The organism is Providencia sp. PROV114, from assembly GCF_032704305.1.
GTDB classification, from domain to species: Bacteria; Pseudomonadota; Gammaproteobacteria; order Enterobacterales; family Enterobacteriaceae; genus Providencia; species Providencia rettgeri.
Genome location: NZ_CP120528.1, coordinates 2,653,194 through 2,672,901 on the forward strand (window position 1 = coordinate 2,653,194; position 19,708 = coordinate 2,672,901).

Annotated in this window: 16 protein-coding genes; 6 read left to right on the forward strand and 10 right to left on the reverse strand. The window is 40.4% G+C overall.

Translation table 11 applies throughout. The features are described 5' to 3' along the window. Window positions 1–569 precede the first annotated feature (569 nt). Window positions 570–917, forward strand: a complete 348-nt coding sequence (gene cutA, locus P3L37_RS11840; RefSeq protein WP_004910033.1) for a divalent-cation tolerance protein CutA — start codon at window positions 570–572, stop codon at window positions 915–917. A 352-nt stretch (window positions 918–1,269) separates the two neighbouring features. Here the strand turns inward: cutA and P3L37_RS11845 are convergent, their stop codons facing one another. From P3L37_RS11845 to betI, 4 genes are all read right to left on the reverse strand, one after another. After that, a complete protein-coding gene (locus tag P3L37_RS11845; RefSeq protein WP_109911187.1) occupies window positions 1,270–3,525 on the reverse strand; it encodes a TonB-dependent receptor domain-containing protein in 2,256 nt (751 codons plus the stop codon). 368 nt (window positions 3,526–3,893) lie between these two features. Further along, the gene (gene betA / locus P3L37_RS11850; protein WP_123382056.1) at window positions 3,894–5,573 is read right to left on the reverse strand and encodes a choline dehydrogenase; all 1,680 of its coding nucleotides are present in this window, start codon (window positions 5,571–5,573) and stop codon (window positions 3,894–3,896) included. 39 nt (window positions 5,574–5,612) lie between these two features. Next, window positions 5,613–7,091: a betaine-aldehyde dehydrogenase gene (betB, locus tag P3L37_RS11855; RefSeq protein WP_272537819.1), complete on the reverse strand. Its 1,479-nt coding sequence runs from the start codon at window positions 7,089–7,091 to the stop codon at window positions 5,613–5,615. Between the two features lie 22 nt (window positions 7,092–7,113). Next, window positions 7,114–7,716, reverse strand: a complete 603-nt coding sequence (betI, locus tag P3L37_RS11860; RefSeq protein WP_164528940.1) for a transcriptional regulator BetI — start codon at window positions 7,714–7,716, stop codon at window positions 7,114–7,116. A 209-nt stretch (window positions 7,717–7,925) separates the two neighbouring features. Here betI and P3L37_RS11865 point away from each other — a divergent pair, with 209 nt between their 5' ends. Further along, on the forward strand, window positions 7,926–9,968 hold the full coding sequence (locus P3L37_RS11865; protein ID WP_109911184.1) for a choline transporter: 2,043 nt from the start codon (window positions 7,926–7,928) through the stop codon (window positions 9,966–9,968). 52 nt (window positions 9,969–10,020) lie between these two features. Here the strand turns inward: P3L37_RS11865 and P3L37_RS11870 are convergent, their stop codons facing one another. Next, a complete protein-coding gene (locus P3L37_RS11870) occupies window positions 10,021–10,380 on the reverse strand; it encodes a hypothetical protein (protein WP_232800765.1) in 360 nt (119 codons plus the stop codon). 714 nt (window positions 10,381–11,094) lie between these two features. On the opposite strand from P3L37_RS11870, the gene P3L37_RS11875 reads away from it, so the two are divergent. Beyond that, on the forward strand, window positions 11,095–12,015 hold the full coding sequence (locus P3L37_RS11875) for a chitinase (RefSeq protein ID WP_109911183.1): 921 nt from the start codon (window positions 11,095–11,097) through the stop codon (window positions 12,013–12,015). A gap of 19 nt (window positions 12,016–12,034) precedes the next feature. On the opposite strand, the gene kdgR is transcribed toward P3L37_RS11875, so the two are convergent. Next, window positions 12,035–12,814 carry a DNA-binding transcriptional regulator KdgR gene (gene kdgR / locus P3L37_RS11880; RefSeq protein ID WP_110731857.1) on the reverse strand — a complete coding sequence of 260 codons (780 nt, stop codon included), beginning with the start codon at window positions 12,812–12,814 and terminating at the stop codon, window positions 12,035–12,037. Between the two features lie 237 nt (window positions 12,815–13,051). On the opposite strand from kdgR, the gene P3L37_RS11885 reads away from it, so the two are divergent. Together P3L37_RS11885 and P3L37_RS11890 are read left to right on the forward strand one after the other, a co-directional pair. Then, complete coding sequence (locus P3L37_RS11885) at window positions 13,052–14,011, forward strand: sugar kinase (protein WP_109911181.1); 960 nt, start codon at window positions 13,052–13,054, stop codon at window positions 14,009–14,011. A 12-nt stretch (window positions 14,012–14,023) separates the two neighbouring features. Beyond that, window positions 14,024–14,641 carry a bifunctional 4-hydroxy-2-oxoglutarate aldolase/2-dehydro-3-deoxy-phosphogluconate aldolase gene (locus P3L37_RS11890; RefSeq protein ID WP_110731856.1) on the forward strand — a complete coding sequence of 206 codons (618 nt, stop codon included), beginning with the start codon at window positions 14,024–14,026 and terminating at the stop codon, window positions 14,639–14,641. A 225-nt stretch (window positions 14,642–14,866) separates the two neighbouring features. On the opposite strand, the gene P3L37_RS11895 is transcribed toward P3L37_RS11890, so the two are convergent. Together P3L37_RS11895 and cbpA are read right to left on the reverse strand one after the other, a co-directional pair. Continuing rightward, on the reverse strand, window positions 14,867–15,160 hold the full coding sequence (locus P3L37_RS11895) for a chaperone modulator CbpM (RefSeq protein WP_004910002.1): 294 nt from the start codon (window positions 15,158–15,160) through the stop codon (window positions 14,867–14,869). Further along, window positions 15,160–16,101, reverse strand: a complete 942-nt coding sequence (gene cbpA, locus P3L37_RS11900) for a curved DNA-binding protein (RefSeq protein WP_123382179.1) — start codon at window positions 16,099–16,101, stop codon at window positions 15,160–15,162. Before cbpA ends, P3L37_RS11895 begins: the two co-directional genes overlap by 1 nt. Window positions 16,102–16,310: 209 nt before the next feature. On the opposite strand from cbpA, the gene P3L37_RS11905 reads away from it, so the two are divergent. Then, window positions 16,311–16,760, forward strand: a complete 450-nt coding sequence (locus tag P3L37_RS11905; protein WP_110731854.1) for a GNAT family N-acetyltransferase — start codon at window positions 16,311–16,313, stop codon at window positions 16,758–16,760. 368 nt (window positions 16,761–17,128) lie between these two features. On the opposite strand, the gene P3L37_RS11910 is transcribed toward P3L37_RS11905, so the two are convergent. Together P3L37_RS11910 and P3L37_RS11915 are read right to left on the reverse strand one after the other, a co-directional pair. Continuing rightward, a complete protein-coding gene (locus tag P3L37_RS11910; protein WP_109911178.1) occupies window positions 17,129–17,842 on the reverse strand; it encodes an RNA polymerase sigma factor FliA in 714 nt (237 codons plus the stop codon). Between the two features lie 449 nt (window positions 17,843–18,291). Further along, entirely contained in the window at window positions 18,292–19,386 is a 1,095-nt protein-coding gene (locus P3L37_RS11915; protein WP_004909974.1) for a FliC/FljB family flagellin, read from the reverse strand. Window positions 19,387–19,708 lie beyond the last annotated feature (322 nt).

Genomic DNA, 19,708 nt, shown 5'->3' on the forward strand with positions numbered 1-19,708 from the left:
TAGATTAACAATATATAGCTCAAAAACCTTGATATTTATCAGTACGTAGATTCTTTTATGATAAAAACTCAAACTAATTTGTAACAATACGTAATATATTATTTCAGCAATTAATCTTCTGATATATCTTGCACACAAAAACAAGCTTATTCTTACATTAATAAGAGTAAGAATAAAACTGGGCTTATTATTTGCTTTTTTACTAGGCTAACAGCACATAAACTCGCATTTTTCGTCTAATCAATTTTTTTCTTAATATACTAAAATTTCAATTATTTTTATAGAGCGTCATCAATTTATGATTGCTGAATCGAATTAATAAAATAAAATCAAGAAATATTCTAAATTGTGTTGAATATATAAAAAATTATAATAATGATAACAACTGATTAAAAAACGCACACTTTACTATTGAACCCATACTCTCTGCTTAATTTATATTAGTTATTATCTAATCTGATAATGCTAAAAAACACTTATAGTGATTATCCTTTGTTCTCATACTCTTTTTATCACTAATCTAATATGAGTAACAAAGCCCATCTAAATATGACTAATAAGGAAATAAAATGTCTACTGATAACATTTACACCACAAATGCTCAACGCCCATGTATTGTGTTATGTACGACCAATAGCCATGAAAGTGCAATTAAAATAACTCAACATTTGTTAGCTAATCGTTTAGCTGCATGTATTTCTCTACTCCCAGAAATAACATCAGTTTATCTATGGCATGGTAATATCACACAAGATAAGGAGATCTTACTATTGATCAAAACGACTCAAGGAAATCAACTCAATTTATTTAATGAGATAAAAAAAATACACCCATATGAAACCCCAGAACTCATTCGCTTAGACCCAAGCCAAATTGAAGATAATTATCTACAATGGCTGATTAATTCTGTTAAATAATAGATGTTCATCTAAATTGAATAACTAAAACGCTATAAATTGTGAGCTAATGTCGTTTTTGTATAAATTAATTCAACTGGTCGGCTATGGTTTACCGTAAATTAATGTTATATAAATAGGCTCGCTTTATATTTATTTTCCCTCCTTAAATATTTGGAGGTTTTTTTTGTCTAAAATTGACTAGTGCATATTCCTTAAACCCGAAGAAAAAAGTCATAAAAAGCGCAACTAATAAACAACATTACACACTGTTTTATTTAAATTATCATAAAAATTAATCTATTAAAGCCATATAATGAATTCTATATTACCTTAGGCTAATATAAACCTAAGGTAATAATCACGAAATTAACTAAAATGTTGCTTCGACGCCAAGTCTAAACGTTCTTCCTGGGATAGGCATATAAATCACAGTTCCTGGGTCAAATGCATAGCGATTAGTGAGGTTATCAATGTTAAAATTCACATGAATATTTTTCGAAACATGATATTTGCCTAACAAATCGAATGTAGTGGTTGAATATAGCTTAGTTACTGGGGCCGCAGCGGTTCCCACTAGCCACTCATGAGGGTAGTCTTTGCCTGAGTTATAACGAACTCGCAAACCTGTTTGTAGTTTTTGATCAAACATTTTCACCCCAACAACTCCGGTCACAACCTTTTTCGGTGGAATACGTGAAGGCGATAACCCCCAAGCAAACCCAACTGAATTACATGCCGTTGGAAGGCGACCTAACTCCATTTCGTCTCGTGAACATAACTCAGAATTGTTATAAAATGTCGCATCGAAGGAACCAAATGCATAATTAGAATCGTATTTCAGTTCGATTTCATAACCTGAGAGCTTGAAACTATCGTAGTTTTTCATCACGATATAAGGGTGATATACGCCCGTTGGGTTCACTCCTTGAGAGAGATAGCTTTTTATATCATTATTAAAATAAGCCACACGTATTTTAGTTTTATCTTCATCAAATATAAGATTTTCTTTTTCTAAATTCATTCCAACTTCAAATGATTTAGCATGTTCTGGTTTTAATGGAACATCAGGAGAATAAGAGTAGGTTTGCCCTGATGCTGTGGTCTCGAATAAACTCGGTTCTCTATAGCTATCAGAATATTTGGTATAAATATCAAATTCGTCAGTCACATGAAAACGTAGCTCGCCCATTAAATCATTTTTCGGACCGTAGCTAATACTTTTACCTAAAACATGGTCATCAACATCAAAAGCGTGAATACGCCACCCGACTAAAGTACTCACCCATTCCCCTTTGTATGCCATATTGGTAAAGGCTGATTTATTCGTTCCTTTAGCATTACGCGTTACAGGATCTAACTCCTCACCGGGTATGGTTCCTTCTGGTGTCCAAATCGGTTGATAGGTTTTAGTCAATGGCTTTGATTTTTGTTGCATATATTCCACACCATAAGTGATATCGATAGGATAATCTGCAAACTCAGACGTATTTTCTAAGTTAAAGCCCATTCGTTCATCGGTATAGCGATGCTGATATTGATTACCGTAGTGCGCGGTAACATCATCCGTTGTGCCATTACGTTGTTTAAATTTACCTTTTGTCCACCAAAGGCCTAAATTCATGTCTACCCATAATGAATCGGGTTTATAAGAATAGTTTAAAGAGGCAGTATCAATATCTGCGCTACCTAATGACCACTGCGGCATTTTCCCATCGAATTGGTACCAATACGCCGCTAAAACCTCGCCTGCTTTTTGTTCATGATGTCGGTAATTTAATTCAATACTTGAGTATGGGTTAAGATAAATATTAGTTTTTAATAATGTTGACTGACTTTCATAGCTGGTATTAACGACTTCTTGCCCAGGTTTAATAGGAGCATCTGTATTTGCGTATTTATGATAACCATTTTTACCGGCAAAGAAGTTCCCTTGTTTTCTATCACTATGAGCCAACAAAATGTCAAATTTATCATTTCGATATGCAACCCCAGTCGTGATAGAGCCATTATTAAAATGTGAATTCTTAACACCGTTTGAAACACGATACCCAGACTCGCCTTTTTCATCTGAAGCGATAGTCGGGCGTCGGTTATTATTGTAAATATTCCCCTTAAATAAGAAACCAAATTGGTCACCTTGAGGAATAATACTATTTGCTGATAATGTTTTTAATTTAACCGTACCTCCGATGGCTCCTCCTGAGAATTTACTCATCGAAGCCCCTTTTTCGATCTCAATTGTATCGATTAAATCCATATCCACATAAGTTCTATCTGTACTTCCTTGGTAACCACGCCAAGTGTTGGTTGATTGCAAACTGCCATCAATGATAATGGGGACTCGACCATTACCTTGTAAGCCTCGAATACCGATATCCAGTGCACCCGCTTCATTTCGTGCATTATTAACTTGCAATGAAGTTTCATTGGCAAATATATCTGAATTGGTCGTTCCTCTTACGGTAGAAATATCATTGGCGTCTATTTGCTTGCTATTTGACTTTATTTTGCTGGCTGTGACGAGAAGTTTATCTTTTTGAGTTGTGGTATTGGTTTGATTCGCTAATGCTGTGCTTGAAGAACATATAATAATTAAGCTAATTATGTTTTTATTTTGAAATATCATTTAAGTAATGCCTTCATTAATTAATGATGATTAGATAGACGTGAAGAAATAGCGTATAAAAGATGTGAGGATACATTTTTTATACTTTTCCATTTATGCATTTAAAGTAAATTTAAGTGCTATGCCATAGATGTAACTAGTTCGAAAAACCTTATTTATTGAATGGTTACGTACTCATTTCCCTTGTGAATATTATTAAGCCTTGGAATATACACCAATGATAATAATGATCAAGATCATAATGAATATCATTTGCATTATCATTAATATTATTGGTGTTAATTGACTTACCTTTATTCTTTAATCACATAAAAAAAGCGACTGATATGAATATCAATCGCTTTGTATTTAAAAATTGCGTGAATAAACTAATCTCGTAATGGCTGTTTTCTCACTGGCCTATCACCTGCAACATAATAATCTGCATCACTTGTGGGTAATGGAGGACGGTTTCGAATTTTATCGGCAATTTTCTCCGCGATCATGATGGTCGTTGCATTTAAATTCCCCGTAATAATCAACGGCATAATCGATGCATCGATAACCCGTAAATTTTCAATACCGTGAACTCGCCCTGCACCATCAACTACCGCCATATCATCATGACCCATTTTACAGGTTCCGCATGGGTGAAAAGCGGTTTCTGCTCTCTCGCGGACAAATGCGTCTAGCTCTTCATCCGTACTAATCTGTTTTCCAGGGCTTATTTCCTCTCCGCGATATGGGTCAAGTGCAGGCTGAGCCATAATTTCACGGGTAATACGAATAGCAGCACGGAACTCTTCCCAATCCTGTTCCGATGACATGTAATTAAACAAAATGCTCGGATGTTGCCTTGGGTCTAAAGATTTTAAGCGAACACGACCTCGACTAGGCGAGCGCATTGAGCCCACATGAGCTTGAAAACCATGCTGATTGACTGCATTACTACCATTGTAGTTAATCGCCACAGGCAAAAAGTGGAATTGAATATTTGGCCATGCAAATTTTTCACTGGTACGAATAAATCCACCGGCTTCAAATTGGTTACTTGCTCCAATTCCAGTACCTTTAAATAGCCATTCGGCACCGATTTTGGGCTGATTAATCCATTTTAATGCAGGATATAATGAAACAGGCTGTTTGCATTCATACTGCAAATACATTTCAAGGTGATCTTGCAGGTTTTGCCCAACACCGGGTAAGACATGGACAGGCGAAATATTAAATTCAGCTAAAACATCTTCAGGCCCCACGCCAGAGCGCTGCAAGATTTGCGGTGACGCAATCGCCCCCGCGCACAATAATACTTCTTTACGGGCTTTCACCACCGTAGGTGCCGTGCTCTGGCCTTGGTAATACTTCACACCAACCGCTTTTTTCCCTTCAAACTCAATGGTATCTGTTGTCGCATGTGTCACAATGGTGATATTTCTTCGCCCTTTCGCTTGGTCCAAATACCCTCTTGCGGTGCTAGCACGTCGCCCTTGTGGTGTGACTGTGCGATCCATCGGACCAAAACCTTCCTGTTGAACCCCATTTAAATCATCTGTTTTTGGATAGCCCGCTTGTACACCAGCTTCCACCATCGCATGGAATAACACATTATTGCCATTCTTCGGTGTGGTCACACTAACGGGACCATCTCCACCGTGGTAATCATTAGGGCCAATATCACGCGTTTCCGCTTTCCTAAAATAAGGTAAACAATCGAGGTAACGCCAGTCTTCTAACCCTGGTGCCTCTGCCCAACCGTCAAAGTCTAGAGCATTCCCTCGGATGTAACACATCCCATTAATCAATGATGAGCCACCAAGCCCCTTTCCACGTCCACACTCCATGCGGCGGTTATTCATATGCGGTTCAGGGTCAGTTTCATAAGCCCAATTATAACGTCGACCTTGTAATGGGTACGCTAATGCCGCTGGCATTTGTGTGCGAAAGTCGAACCGATAATCCGGTCCACCTGCTTCAAGGAGCAGCACAGTAACATCAGGATCTTCTGTCAGGCGGGTAGCAAGAACGTTACCGGCTGAACCAGCACCGATAATAATATAGTCATAGACCATTGTTATCTCCTCTGTTTCAGTCAAATTAAAATGATGTGATTAAAATACGGATGAAAACTCCCCGAGTTCTACTTGGATAGATTTGATTTGCGTGTAATTTTGTAGCGTCATAATGCCATTTTCACGACCAACGCCGGAATGCTTATATCCGCCCACAGGCATTTGAGCAGGTGATTCACCCCATGTATTAATCCAACAAATTCCTGCTTCTAATTGATGGATAACCCGATGTGCACGCGTTAAATCTTGTGTCACGACCCCAGCTGCAAGCCCATATACGCTATTGTTTGCACGAGCAATCACTTCATCTTCTGATTGATAACTCAAAATACTCATGACAGGACCAAAAATTTCTTCCTGCGTGATCTGCATTTCATCATGGCAATCGGTGAATACCGTTGGTGCAACATACGCACCTTGCGCAAAATCACCTTCCATTAAGCGTTCACCACCACACAATAGTTTCGCGCCTTGCTGTTTACCTAACGCAATATAACGCAATACATTTTCCATATGAGCAAAGCTGACTAATGGCCCAAAGTTAGTATTTTCGTCAACAGGTGAACCTATGTTAATCCGAGCTACACGCTCAATGATCTTGTCTTCAAACTGCGATTTAAGCGATTCAGGAACAAAAACCCTTGTTCCATTGGTACACACTTGGCCTGAACTATAAAAATTCGCCATCATGGCAATATCCGCGGCTTTATCTAAGTCTGCATCATCAAAAATAATGAGAGGTGATTTACCACCTAGTTCCATCGTCACCTCTTTTAATGAAGAGGCTGACGCATTCGCCATCACTTTTTTACCCGTTGCGATCCCCCCTGTGAATGAAACTTTGGCAATATCAGGGTGCTCTGTTAACCATTGGCCCACTTCACCGCCTTGCCCGGTCACCACGTTAAATACTCCTGCAGGCACGCCCGCTTCCGTATAGATTTCAGCTAACTTTAAGGCCGTTAACGAAGTGATTTCACTAGGTTTGAATACCATAGCATTACCAGCTGCCAGAGCAGGTGCAGATTTCCATAAGGCGATTTGGATGGGGTAATTCCATGCGCCAATCCCTGCCACCACTCCTAGCGGTTCACGACGGGTATAGGCAAACGCGCTATCACGTAGAGGGATCTGCTGCCCTTCTAACATAGGGATTAACCCTGCATAATATTCAAGGACATCCGCTCCTGTAACGATATCTACATAACGAGTTTCAGAAAGTGGTTTCCCCGTATCAAGCGTTTCGAGGTAAGCCAGTTCGTCGTTACGTTCCCGTAAGATATCCACCGCACGGCGTAAAATACGTGAACGTTCTATTGCGGTCATTGCCGCCCATACTTTCTGGCCTTGTTTGGCGCTTTCTACCGCCCATTGGATATCTTCAAGCGTTGCAGACTGCAAATGCGCGATAGTTTCACCATTTGCAGGGTTGATTGCAGGAAATTGCCCGCATTCAGGTTGTGAACTGTCGACATAGCCACCATGAATATAAAGCTTATGTATCGGTGGATGTTGCATATTATCTCCTCTGAATTGGTCATTAGGTTCCGATAACCTCTGCACGTTTCAGTTGCATATCGATATACTCGTTGGTGATCTTGAGTGCATCCTTGACAGGAAATTGCTCATTACTCAAAGCACTCCGTAACCATAAGCCATCAATTAAAGCAGCTAGTCCCTTCGCAGCCATCCGCGCATCCACTTTGCTTAACACTCGCCCAAACTCATAACTTAAATTTGAATACAAACGCCGGTCATTGACCTGCTGTAAACGGTTTAAATTTGGTTGATGCATACTGCTAGCCCAGAAGGCTAACCATGTTTTCATCGCCGCCTCACTGGTTTGCGTTGGGTCGAAGTTACCTTCAACAATCGCTTGAATGCGTAATTTTGGCTCCGCCCCAGCTAACATGCGTAGGCGTATTGCTACCGCAAACCCCAATTGATATTGAATATGGCGCATAGTGGCTTCAAGTAAGCCATTTTTATCACGAAAATAATGACTAATAATTCCTGTAGAAACCCCGGCTTTACGGGCAATTAACACAAAACTGGCTTCCTGCATTCCAACTTCATTAATCACTGCCAACGTGGCTTGGATTAACTGCTGTTTACGTATCGACTGCATTCCTATCTTCGGCATGGTATTTGAACCTAAAAAATACATTGATCCCTTGTATTAAACGTTTTTTTAATTGAATGTTCAATCAATATTAACTATTGTTTACAACAATTCGTTCACAATTAGCATAAAGGAGAGGATAACAAAAATCAAATCTTAGCTGATAAATCAATTAATTAGCTTAGAAAGTAATTTTAACCTGTTAAATAAATAAAAATGTGGAACTACCAATGACAACTCAAAATAGTCCAAAAAATAAGCAGAAGGATAAATTGAATTCTGTGGTTTTTTTTACTTCCGCCGGCCTTATTCTGGCGTTTTCTTTTTTCACCATCTTGATGACCGAAACAGCAAATCAGTGGATCGTTGCTGCCCTTGGGTGGGTATCCAAAACCTTTGGTTGGTATTACTTGTTAGCAGCGACGCTGTATATTGTTTTCGTCATTTTCGTTGCCACTTCGCGCTTTGGTAATATCAAGCTCGGCCCCGAGCAATCTAAACCTGAATTTAGCGTACTAAGTTGGTCTGCGATGCTATTCGCCGCAGGAATTGGTATCGATTTAATGTTTTTCTCTGTCGCTGAGCCGGTCACTCAATACATGCTGCCGCCAACGGGTGAAGGCGAAACCTTAGAAGCAGCTCGTCAGGCGATGGTGTGGACCCTGTTCCACTATGGCCTAACGGGCTGGTCTATGTATGCCTTAATGGGGATTGCACTGGGTTATTTCAGTTATCGTTATAACTTGCCGTTAACCATTCGCTCCGCACTTTATCCTATTTTTGGCAAACGGATTGACGGCCCGATTGGCCATACCGTGGATATTGCTGCAGTACTAGGGACGATTTTCGGTATCGCAACAACTCTGGGGATCGGTGTTGTTCAGTTAAATTATGGACTCAAAGTATTATTCGATTTACCCCAAGGGCTTCCCGTGCAAAGTGGATTGATTCTGCTGTCGGTGATTATGGCAGTGATCTCCGCTACATCAGGGGTAAATAAAGGTATTCGCGTGTTATCAGAGCTCAATGTGCTTTTGGCACTTGGCTTGATTTTATTTATCTTATTTGTCGGAGATACCGAGTTCTTACTTAATGCCTTAGTACTGAATGTGGGGGACTATGTCAATCGCTTTATGGGGATGACTCTCAACAGCTTTGCCTTTGATCGCCCAACCGATTGGATGAATAGCTGGACGCTGTTTTTCTGGGCTTGGTGGGTCGCATGGTCACCATTTGTTGGCTTATTCCTCGCGCGTATATCTCGCGGTCGAACGATTAGACAATTTGTGATTGGCACTTTAATTATTCCGTTTGTTTTCACACTATTGTGGTTATCTATTTTTGGTAATAGTGCATTGTATGAAATCATTCACGGTAATAGCGAACTTGCTAAAACCGTGCTCGACGCACCCGAAAAAGGCTTCTATTCACTACTTGAGCTTTACCCCGGCTTTGGCCTAACCGCTTCCGTCGCCACAATTACTGGGTTGTTGTTCTATGTCACCTCAGCGGACTCCGGTTCTTTGGTGTTAGGCAATTTCACCTCAAAACTCAGTGATATTAACAACGATGCGCCCAATTGGTTGCGGATTTTTTGGTCTGTCGCGATTGGTTTACTCACCTTAGGGATGTTAATGACAGATGGCGTCGCTGCGTTACAAAATACGACAGTGATCATGGGCTTACCATTCAGTTTTGTTATCTTCTTTATTATGGCTGGGCTATATAAGTCATTAAAAGTTGAGGACTTTAGACGAGTTAGTTCGTTAAATACCAATGCGCCAGCACCACTGTATGGCAATGGAACACTCAATTGGAAACAGCGTTTGGGACGAGTGATGAATTTCCCTGGAACAACGTATACCCAGCGAATGCTTGATTTAGTCTGTATTCCAGCCATGCAAGAAGTGGCAAAAGAGCTCAGTTTAAGGGGAGCAAAAGTGGAATTTAACACCTTACCACCGATTGCTGATGAGCGATTAGACCATTTAGAGTTAACGGTCGACCTTGGCGAAGAACAAAGCTTTATTTACCAAGTATGGCCTCAGCGCTATTCGGTTCCTGGTTTTACCTATCGCGCACGTTCAGGAAAATCCCATTATTACCGCTTAGAAACTTTCTTATGGGAAGGCTCGCAAGGGAATGATTTAATGGATTACACTAAAGAACAAGTGATCAGTGATATTCTCGATCAATATGAAAAACATATGAATTTCATACATTTAAGCCGTGAAGCTCCCGGTGCAACCTTAACATTCCCTGAATCTGTATAATATGAACTCTAAGGGGGCTATGCTCCCTTAGAGCCAACACATAAACCAATAATTAATAAGGACGACCTGCTTGCTCCAGCATTTTTTTCATTTGCTCGCGGTCATTCATCCAAGCCATTGAATTAGGGCACCCTGCTCCCGTCGGGTTAACATCACACACATTAAAACGCTGTGGAAACGCGTTTTCATCTGCATTTCGCTGTTCTAACAACGCTTGATAACTTTGTTCTTCTTGAGAAAGTTTCTTTTTGGGATCAAAGACAAACTTTTGTTGTGCCTGTAATTCTTTAATTCCTTGGTAGTCTTTATCAAACTCGCGATCAGCGGGTGACTTTTCTTTAAATGTAAAGTCGCTGGCAAAGCCATAAGAAGTGAAACAAAGAAAAATAATAACAATAACCTTTTTAAACATATCAATTTCCTGCTGTGTCCATAAGTGAATATTATATGTCAGCAGCAGCACTGAATGTTGAATAATAATAAGTGAAATTTATAAAAACCTTAATATTCAAATAAGTAATTTACATAAGTTATTAAATCAATTGATTGATACATCGCTGTTATTGACTTATCCGAATACTAAGGGTGTTTTTTCACCAACCATCCCCCACATCAACCCATTAATTTCTGTTACTTTTCAACCTTGTTATCCTCTTCAATTTTGTCCAAGTATATAAGCTCAACTTCAAAACAAATCAGAATAATTAATTAGTTCCATTATGGGTTTATTTTAAATCTGTTGGTTATTTTTATGGCAATGCGAAGATGAAATATTAATCTCAAAAAGGGTGTTTACACGGCATATGATGATGCAAATGGCAATCTAAGCGTCTCTGCTAATTGGAGTAATACAAATTTGAAAGAAGGCAAAGCGCCAGCTCCTAGATAAAAAGTGGAGGTAGGCGAACAAGCAAATATCAGTATATGATCCGGCTTTCTGAACGCAGTCGACAGCGAATCACTTCCATTTCCATGCTCATAACCGACCTATAACCTATTAGGTTACTAATAATTTTTGTTCTTGTTACAGAGTCAATTTTCTATAAAAGTGACCTTGTCCTATCAATTACACCGTAGAGCATAGGCTAAAATTTCCTTTTATAAATTAATAAACTAAGGGTATACAATGCATAAAACTTATTTTGGTCCTTATATGGATGTCAGTGTTGATGCAACTTGGAATGATTGGCAAAATTACCCAAATGGCAGGCCTAATGCAAAATATAGCCAAGCCGCTATTAAGTATGGGGTAGATATACTGTCTCTTGGTTTTTTAACCGCCACATTAGATAAAAAAGCAGCATGGTCAGCCCAGCCATCCATGCCAATTAGCTGGGCTAAACCTTTGTGTGATGAACTGATTGCTGGCGGTGTTAAAGTTGCTGTTTCATTTGGGGGAGCTGCTAACCAAGATGTTTCATTGGTACAAACACAAGAACAACTCATCAACACCTACCAAGAAGCCATTGATACACTCAATGCCTCACATATTGATTTAGATTTCGAGAATGGTCTGTACGATGCTGATAATGCATTTTATGCCTTAAAAGTCATTGTAGATAATAATCCACAAATCACCCTCAGCTTAACCTTGCCGACTATGCCAACAGGGCTAACCAGCACAGGCTTAGCACTCGTGAAAAAATCGGTTGATGCGGGTTTAATGATGAAGGTTAATGGGATGGCAATGGACTACTACGACCCGAATATCACGAGCCTTGGGGATGCAGCGGTAAAAGCCGCCAATAGCATCAAAAACCAACTAAAACCGCTATATCCAGGGATAGACGATAACGAACTATATAATTATGTACAAATTACACCCATGATTGGTCTCAATGATGACCTCACCATGTTTAACTTTAATGATGTCAATATTCTCGCTGAATTTGCTAAAAATAATGGCCTTAACTTGGTGTCAATGTGGAGCTTAACCCGTGACCGCCCGGGAAATAAACCTTTCCCAGAGGCCATAAGCTCTGGCAACCCAGAACAAACCTATGAATTTGAATATACCGATTTATTTACTCAACAACTTAATTCATAAATAGCCCATATCACCAATATTATGGATATTGGTGATAACCCATTTTCTGTGAAATATTACGCCCGGCTGTTTTCAGTAATTCGACATAATCGCCAATGCGGTGTTCATCAAAACGAATAGTTGGGAATGAAATCGATAACCCTGCAATCACATGGCCTAACCTGTCATACACTGGTACTGCAATGCAGCGCAGGCCTAACTCCTGCTCTTCTCGGTCCTGCGCATAATGGCACTCACGAACTGTGGCTAATTCCGCCAGCAAGTCCTCTAAGGTTAAAATCGTCGTTGCTGTTTTTTGGCTAAAGGTTTCATCTTTCAATGCTAGACGAATCGTTTGTTCATCTTGCCAAGCGAGTAAAATCTTACCGATTGCAGTGCAATATAATGGGTTACGACGCCCAACTCGTGAATACATACGCAAATTATAACTCGAGTCGATTTTATGAATATAAATAATGGCGTCTTCATCTAATGCACCCAAATGCACCGCTTCATTCGTCAGTTGGCCTATATGGCGCATTTCCTTATCTGCAATTTCAACTAAATCAACATACTCGAGGGATTTCGCACCTAATTCGAAGAGCTTCAAGGTCAGTGAATACTTATCTGCCTCACCTTCTTGTTCGACATACCCCAACTGCTTCATCGTTTGCAAAAAACGAAATGTAGTGGCTTTTGACATCAACAAACGTTGGGACAATTCAGATACGCCAATCTCCTTTTGCTCTCCAAGGGCACTAAGAATACTAAATACCTTTACTACCGCTGACACGGCATCCGTTTGTGTTGTCTTATCCATTACCTTTCCATCATCCTATAAATTGCATCCTATAAATTGATAGCAATATTATACCCCAAATTAACGAAACTAACTGATATCACCTAAGTTTGAGTAGCATAATTGTCTCTTCATACAAAAACAAGAACGATGATTCGATATTTTTAAAACATCGTTTCATTTTTATTGAAATTGGCAATGAAATGCGCTTTAATAGCACTATCAAGTCAGCAATAGTTTACTAATTCGGTGGTGAAAATGAGTGCATATCCGCAAGTTGCCGTTATTGGCGAATGCATGGTTGAGTTGCAAAAATCGGGTGAGCTTTATAAACAAACGTTTGGTGGGGATACGCTAAATACCGCACTATACCTGTCTCGTTTAACCAAAGATCACAGTGTGATAACCCGTTACATCACCGGTTTAGGCAAAGACCCATTCAGCCAACAAATGCTAAACAGTTGGCAACAAGAAGGCATCAATACTGAAGAAGTGTTTATTTCAGACAAACATTTGCCCGGGATGTATTTGATCGAAACCGCTGCTGATGGCGAGCGCCGTTTTTTCTATTGGCGAGATAATGCCGCGGCAAAATTTTGGCTTGATGCAGTGTGCCTTGATCAAAACAGCAAAGCCCACACACAGCAAATTCTAAATTCACAACAATTTATCTATTTAAGTGGCATCAGCCTAGCCATTTTGCCTGACGCTTCACGTCAGTTACTATTTGAAATGTTACAACAAGCTAAGCAGAATGGCGCCAAAATTGTATTTGATAATAACTATCGCCCAGCACTTTGGCCATCGAAACAAGCCGCTCAACAAGCATACCAGCAAATTCTCACGTTAACCGAGATCGCTTTTCTGACCTTTGATGACGAACAACTGCTTTACGGTGATATTGATGAAACCGATGCAATTGCCCGTACCCAACAATATGGCGTGAATGAGATTGTGATTAAGCGCGGTGCCGATGCCTGTTTTGTGGTTATTGATAACGAACGCATTGAAGTTCCTGCCAATAAAATAAGCCATGTGGTTGATACCACTGCCGCAGGGGATTCTTTCAGTGCCGGCTACCTTGCTTGCCGTATTTTAGGTGGCAGCCCATGCGAAGCGGCAAAAACAGGTCATTTACTGGCTGGAACCGTCATCCAACACCGGGGAGCGATTATTCCATCCGAAGCTATGCCAACCACTGCTTTAGAAACATGTTAAGAGGCTTTAACCATGAATCAATTACTTGAAAGAATTAAGAAACTCAATGTTGTTCCTGTTATCACCATTAATAGTGCAGAGCATGGTGCGCCATTAGCAAAAGCCTTAGTGGATAATGGCCTGCCATGTGCAGAGGTCACCTTCCGCACCTCGGCCGCGGTACAAGCGATTAAAAATATGCGTGCTGCCTACCCTGAATTACTGATTGCTGCAGGTACCGTATTAACCACAGAGCAAGTTGACCAAGCCATTGAAGCGGGTGTGGATTTTATCGTCAGCCCGGGCTTTAACCCCAAAATTGTCGCCTATTGCCAACAAAAGAACGTGATCATTATTCCTGGTGTGAATAATCCAAGTTTAGTAGAACAAGCCCTTGAATTTAATCTCACCACGTTGAAATTCTTTCCAGCCGAAGCCTCTGGCGGGGTTGCCATGCTCAAAGCACTCAGCGCCGTTTACCCGGTTAAATTTATGCCAACTGGCGGTATTGGTGTGAAAAATATTAAAGAATACACAGCACTACCTTCTGTATTAGTGTGCGGCGGTTCATGGATGGTGCCCAATGACCTTATTGATAGTGAGAACTGGCAAGAGCTTGGTAAGTTAATTGCTGAAGCTGCAACCATTTAATTAACAATAAAAAATCTCGTTGTCGTTATTACGCCCTTACTGGATGGTAAGGGCTTTTTTGTTGTTCGTGTTCATTAAAATATTATTTAATTATTAGCTTTATCAAATTAATCAAAAATATAATACAATTTACTAATAATTTAGATTTTAGATGCAACTATAACCACCACAAACCTAATTTACTTATTAAGGTTCGTGGTGGTGAACAATTAAACTATTAGCTAACTAACCAATAAAACGTTTTAGTTGTAGCCGCAGCATCTCATTTTCACGCTGAAGCCGCTCATTTTGCTCCATCAAGCTCATTGCCATTGCAATTCCCGGCCAGTCAATTTCGAGCTCATGGTAAAGTCGCACTGCCCTTCTCACGATGATCACTGCGTGATCATCAAATAACCATTCATTAGCAGTTTCAATGGGTTGAACTATCCCAAGGCCGACAATTTCCCGTAATTCCTCTTCCGCAATACCCGTGTGAATACAGAAATCAATAACGGTTAATGATGTGAACTGTTCCATTATTTGCCTCCCCAATTTTTACGTGGGTCAAAACTCTGCTGAGTCTCCGCCAATTTCTGCCACAGCGCATCCGCTTCTGCATTACTGCTATTTGGCATCACGATTTTTATAATCGCATACAAATCCCCTGCTGTACCTTTATGTTTCAGTCCTTTACCTTTAATACGTAATTTTTGTCCGGCTTGGCTATTAGCAGGAACAGTGATCACAATTGGGTCTTTTAATGTTGGAATGGTGACTTTAGTTCCGAGGGCTGCCTCCCATGGAGCAAGCGGCACGACCACTTCTAAATCATGGCCTTTGATATCAAATAATGGGTGTGGTGCAATGCGGATGGTTATCCACAAATCGCCATTTTCACCGCCATTTTCCCCCGCAGTGCCTTGCCCTTTTAAACGGATGCGTTGCCCGTCAATCACGCCTGCTGGGATAGTGACATTAAGTGTTTTGGGAACTTCATTTTCGATAAAACCAAAAGCGTTATAGACCGGTAGGTTATAACTGATGGTACGCTTATGCGACTCTTGACTTTCTTCAAGGAAAATAGCCAATTCAACTTCTAAATCCTGCCCACGATGACTGCGCGCCTGTCTTGTGCTGCCACCCCGTGCTCGTTGAGAAAACATCGATGAAAAAATGTCATCAAAGCCGCCTGCATCAAACCCTTGCTGGGAATAGGTATGGCTCTGTTGGCCTTGGTTAGCTTGGTTAAAATAAGGGTCATTCCTGTGTTCCCACATTTCATCGTATTCTGCGCGTTTTTCTTTGTCACCAAGTACCGCCCATGCCTCTGCAATTTCTTTAAAGCGCGCTTCGGCATCCGGTTCTTTACTAACGTCAGGATGATATTTTCGCGCTAAACGGCGATACGCAGTCTTAATGGTTTTTAAATCATCAGTGCGTTTAACACCCATGATGCTGTAATAATCCTTTAGTTCCATAGTCATATCTCGTTCACTTGTCTGTTGAATAGAATTCTTATGGTATTTACCCAGTTGGGCTAAACATCACAACTACCTTGAATTTAACTTAGGACATTTACGCAGTAATTGGAATAGCTAGGCTATGATAAAATTCCACAAAAAACAGGAAATTTACGTTATTTCAGGCTAAACCTATAAGAGTATCGTTTGATTACAAAGGGAACTCTATGGATGCTATTGCCAGTCGCCTGAACTATAAAGTCAATTTTGCCATCTCTATTGAGGATTTTATTCGGTTAATTCGCCAGTCACCGTTTAAAGAAGCCGTGCCAACCGATAATCTTACCCAATTAGATGCGATGCTGAATAATGCGGATTTATTGGTTAGTGCATGGGATGGCGAGCAGGTGGTAGGGTTTGTCCGCACAGTAACGGATTTTAGTTCTTGTTGTTATATCTGCGAACTGGCCGTTGATGCGCATTATCAAAAACACGGCATCGACCGCCAATTAATGCGCCTCGTCGCTGAAGAACTCCCCGCCGATTGCCAGATTTTATTTTTTTCCACCAACAGCAACCTCACCGAATATTTAAAACTGGGCTTCACCCAATCCCCAAGAGCGTGGCATACCACGGCAGAGAACTATTTGGCTAGATCGACAGAACTGGATGAATAATAGAAAGTAACATCGTTAAAAGCGTAGAAATATAGTAGAAAAAACAAATTTAAATGAGCTTTAAAATACCCCTCTGCGTATGCTCTAAATAATTCGTATTGTGGGTAGGAAGCCGGAGCAGACATAAGTCTAGAAAGCAGCGATGTGCTTGAAGTATAAAAAACTTAAATATCAACAGCCTAACCAATTCATCCTATAATAGAAAAAACAAATTTAAATAAGTTTTAAAAGTACTCAATACTGATGCTCTAAATAATTCGTGCTACAGCTAGGCGGCAAGCTAGTTTAGCCCTAGGAGCATACACAAGTATGTGACTAGGGTGAACTAGTGAAGCCAACAACGCTGTGGTGCGAAGTATGACGAGCATCTATCTGAGGCGGCCACGAAGGCGCTTGATAGCCTGACTATGCAGCTGACTCACCCTCGACTCCCCTACATCCAACACCGCCCCAATCTCTTTAAGATTCAGCTCTTCTTGGTAATACAGTGTCAGCACCATTTTTTCGCGTTCTGGTAACTGATTGATTGCCGCCGCGATTTGGTCACGTAGGCTAGAATCCAGCAACAAACTCAGCGGGTTGCCGCCATCGTCTTCATCCATTTGCGGCTCACAGCTTTCCCCGTGAATTTCATGCCACTCATCGTAGGAAAACAGTTGACTATTATTGGTATCTAGTAGCGCTTGGCGATACTCCGCAAGGTCGATATCCAACGCTTTGGCGATTTCCGGCTCGGTGGCGCTGCGCCCTAACGATTGCTCCAGCACACCAATGGCTTTGGTCATTTCTCGTGCTTGGCGGCGCACACTGCGCGGCACCCAGTCACGGCTGCGCAATTCATCTAACATCGAACCACGAATTCGCTGCACTGCATACGTGGCAAACGATGCCCCTTGGGTAACATCGAAACGTTCCAATGCATGCAGTAAACCAATGCCCCCCGCTTGAATTAAGTCGTCGATATCAACACTGGCGGGTAGTCTGACTTGCAGTTTCAGGGCTTCATGGCGTATTAGAGGGTAATAACGCTCCCATAGGCTATTTTTATTAATCACACCTTCGGCAGTATACAAATCACTCACAACCTGAATCACCCTTCAAGCTTTATAAAAGGTATTCATTATCTGTGTTGGTTTTGAATTCAATCCGTAGAGTAAGGCACTAAATGTGGCTTTATTTGCCTTATCCTAAATAGGTCAAATTTGAATAATTACCAGGTTAATGATTGTTTTAACACAACTTTCAGGGGATTTTACTGGCAATACAAGTGGGAGTGGTTGGTTTGTTAAAACCACTTTTTGAACCATTTTTAGCTTTTGGTGTTTTGGCTTTAAAAATATGTTTCTTTAGCCTATAGAGTTCGTGCTATAGCTAGACGGCAAATAAGTTTATACCGATGAGCGTACATAAGTACGTGATTCGGATGAACTTATGAAGCCAACAACGCTATGGTGCGAAATATGACGGCTAATATGACGGGCAAAGAAAAGGCCAGCAATGCTGGCCTTCAATATAATCAACCAATCACGAATTAACGTAACAGGCTTAAAACACCTTGTGGAACTTGGTTAGCTTGTGCTAACACAGCGGTACCTGCTTGTTGCAGAATTTGACCACGGCTCATGTTAGAAACTTCTGTTGCGAAGTCAGCATCTTGAATACGGCTACGTGCTGCACTCAGGTTGTTAACAGAGTTGTTCAGGTTGTTGATGGTAGATTGGAAACGGTTTTGGATCGCACCTAATTTAGAACGGCTTTCATCAACTTTATTAATTGCGTCATCTAAAGTTTTCAGAGCATCAGCTTTAACTTCTAACCCAGCTTTACCGTCAGTAGCTTTAAATTCACCCTCTTCAGCATCGATAACTGCTTTATTAGCATCTGCCCCGGTACCTACTTTTAATGTCGCAACCACTTCGGTACCATCATCTTTCGTTACAACAAATTTGTTTGCAACGTCTGCACCATCTTCTTGATATTTAGTGACCGCTGTGATACCCGCACCGAAGCCAGTTGCACCTGTAATCGCAGCATCAGCAACTGTTGCATCTATTGCGTCACCTTTAGAAGTAGCTGTGCCCGCAACTTTCGCATCAAATAATTTTTCTTTTTCAACTTCTAAAACTTTAGTATCAATTTTATCTAATTTAAAATTGATAACTTCATTATCATTAGTACCCACTTGGATACTCATATCTGTTTTTTCACCACTCAGAACTTTAACACCGTTAAACTGCGTTTCTTTAGAGATACGATCGATTTCTTTTAAACGTTCATCAACCTCATTCTGAATCGAAGTGATATCTGAATTAGAGTTAGTGCCATTTTTCGCTTGAACCGTTAACTCACGAATACGTTGTAAGTTATCATTGATTTCGTTCAATGCACCTTCAGTGGTTTGTGCGATAGAGATACCATCGTTAGCGTTACGAGCTGCCTGAGTTAAACCTTTAACGTTTGAAGTAAAACGGTTAGCAATCGCTTGGCCTGCCGCATCGTCTTTAGCGCTGTTGATACGTGAGCCAGAAGATAAACGCTCAATTGCAGAACCTAATACGCCTTGTGAACGGTTTAAGTTGTTCTGAGTTGTCAGAGACAGAATGTTAGTGTTGATAACTTGTGCCATGATGTGATCCTTATTATTCAAATTAATGCGTTAAGCCAAAATGCTTAACTTGATGAATTTCGTCAGCAACTAGGTTATCGGCTACAAAAAAGTCCCCTTTAGGCTTTTTGATGAAAATTTTTATCTATAAGGTTAGAAATGGCTTTACCGCCCGCTTTTAATGCCATTATTTTTTAACACTTTCGTTTTTAACACACTCATTTATCTTTATTAACTTTCTTATTATTTAATTTCAATAGCGATAATTAACTACTTTTCTCTTATCAGCTCCCGCCATCACTCTTTTTCAGAATAGTCTAAAATTTTGCTCCGTTTTGCCGAT